This window comes from Actinomycetota bacterium (assembly GCA_018830725.1).
Taxonomy (GTDB): domain Bacteria; phylum Actinomycetota; class Humimicrobiia; order JAHJRV01; family JAHJRV01; genus JAHJRV01.
The window spans coordinates 1-2327 of the sequence record JAHJRV010000127.1 but is presented as its reverse complement, the minus strand read 5'-3'; the positions used below and the strand labels follow the sequence as shown (position 1 = coordinate 2327).

General features: G+C 31.4%; 3 protein-coding genes. 1 reads left to right on the top strand and 2 read right to left on the bottom strand.

The features are described 5' to 3' along the window. On the bottom strand, positions 1 to 140 hold a 140-nt coding region (locus KKC53_06070; GenBank protein MBU2598716.1), incomplete at its 3' end, for a 2-oxoacid:acceptor oxidoreductase family protein. A 51-nt stretch (positions 141 to 191) separates the two neighbouring features. After that, complete coding sequence (gene iorA / locus KKC53_06065; GenBank protein MBU2598715.1) at positions 192 to 2012, bottom strand: indolepyruvate ferredoxin oxidoreductase subunit alpha; 1821 nt, start codon at positions 2010 to 2012, stop codon at positions 192 to 194. A 129-nt stretch (positions 2013 to 2141) separates the two neighbouring features. Between iorA and KKC53_06060 the strand changes: the two genes are divergently transcribed. Continuing rightward, positions 2142 to 2327 (top strand): endonuclease (locus KKC53_06060; GenBank protein MBU2598714.1); only part of this gene is annotated, 186 nt, incomplete at its 3' end.

Below are 2327 nucleotides of genomic sequence, written 5' to 3'. Positions count from 1 at the left end.
CCTCTCTGGGACATGCCATGAACTTCGCTTTTTTTAATATCATATCCTGATTTAAAAGCTGCCATAGATATTACATCTGATGCAAGAAGTACTCCTTGCCCACCTAACCCCACTATTAAAATATTATTAACTTCTTTCATTTTATTCTTAAGTTTGTTTTTCATTTTTTCTATTTAATTATTTAAAATATTTTATGTAGGAATTATTGCATCAAATTTACAAACCTGTTCACATAATCCACATCCTGTACAAAGATTTTCATCTATAACTGGAGGCATATCTTTACTTTTGTTCTTATTTTTTTCTTTTTTCTTCTCTTTCTCTTTATCCTTCTTTATATTCTTCTCTTTCTCCATCCTCCCCATTTCATCCTCAGAAACTGGAATAATTGCTGGACATCCTAGTTTAATACACATTCCACAAATTTTACACTTTTCTTCATCAATTTTTACTGGTGCCTTAATTGCTTTTTTATCAATTAGAATACATTTTCTCTTTGAAATTATTACAGATACACCATTAATACTCTTTGCTCTTAAAATAGCTGCTTTTACTTCATCAAGATTGTAAGGATCGACTATTTCAACACCTGAGACACCTATAGCTTTGCATAATTTTTTAAAATCAAGTGCTTTTGTTTTATTACCCCTTAATGTAATTCCTGTTCCTGGATGATCCTGTCCACCTGTCATAGCAGTTGTTTCATTATCAAGAATAATAACTGTAATATTAGAATTATTATATACAGCATCTATTAAACCAGTTATTCCAGAATGAATGAAAGTAGAATCACCAATGACGGCAACAACTTTTTTATTATCCTCTTCAGGTATTACTTTACTTAAACCAATTGCATTTCCTATGCTTGCTCCCATACATATACATGTATCTATTGAATTTAATGGTGGTAAAACAGCTAAAGTGTAACACCCTATATCACCTGTTACAGTGAATTTTAATCTGTTTAAAATGTAAAATATTCCCCTATGAGGACAACCAGGACACATCTTAGGTGGATTTACTCTTCCAATCTCTTTTGGCTTAATATATTTCTTCTTATGTAGAATAGATTCAACTTTTTCTATATTCAATTCACCCAACAAAAGTTCATCAGATTTAGCTTCTAAATCTACTCCAATTGCTCTTATAGAATTTTCTAAAAATCTATCCCCTTCCTCTATTACAAATATTTTTTTAACTTTTCTTGTAAAATCATGAGTTTTTACTTTGCAAAGTGGGTAACTCATTCCTAATTTTAGAAATGAAGCATCAGGTATTACTTCTTTTGCATATTGATATGAAATTCCACTTGTTATAATTCCGATATCTTTACTAGCTAATTCCATTTTGTTTAATTCTGAATCTTCTGAATATTTCTTAATTTTTTTCAATCTGTCTTCAACAAATGCATGTCTTCTTCTAGCAAATGCTGGTATCATTACAAACTTTTGCGGGTTTTTTTCAAATCTAAATTCTTTATGATTTTTTATTCTTTTAGATAACTTTACTCTTCCTTCTGAATGTGCGATTCTTGTTGTAATTCTAAGAAGAACAGGGGTATCAAACCTTTCACTAATTTCTAAAGCTTTAGATATAAAATCTTTAGCTTCCTGACTATCTGAGGGCTCAAGCATTGGTATTTTTGCCATTTCGGCATAGTGTCTGTTGTCCTGTTCATTTTGAGAGCTATGCATAGCAGGATCATCAGCACTTACTAAAACTAATCCTCCCTTTATTCCTGTATAACTAAGTGTCATAAATGGATCAGCAGCAACATTAACTCCCACATGCTTCATAGCTACAAGTGTTCGAGCCCCTGCAAAAGATGCTCCAATTGCAACCTCCAATGCCACTTTTTCATTTGGAGACCATTGACAATATATCTCCTTATAATTCTTTATATTTTCCAAGATCTCAGTGCTTGGAGTTCCTGGATAAGCTGTAGCAACAACTACTCCACTCTCATATGCTCCTCTTGCAATAGCTTCATTTCCTGAAAGTAGCTTCATCATCTCTTTTAATTCTCCTTAAATAATAATATTAGATTTAAAATTAGTTTATTTTAATTTTAAATGCGATAATATATTACATCAAAATCTGGTATATTTAACGAGAAAAGTCTTCAATTTTTGGAGGATATAATGTTGCTTGGAGCCCATGTATCTATTGCTGATGGTATAGACAAGTCTCTTATTCGTGGGGCAAAAATTGGATGTGATACTATTCAGATTTTCGTTAAAAGTAACCTCCAGTGGAAGGCAAGAGATATTAAAAACTTTGAAATACAGGAATTTTTTATAAATAAACGTGAAACCAAAATTGAGCTG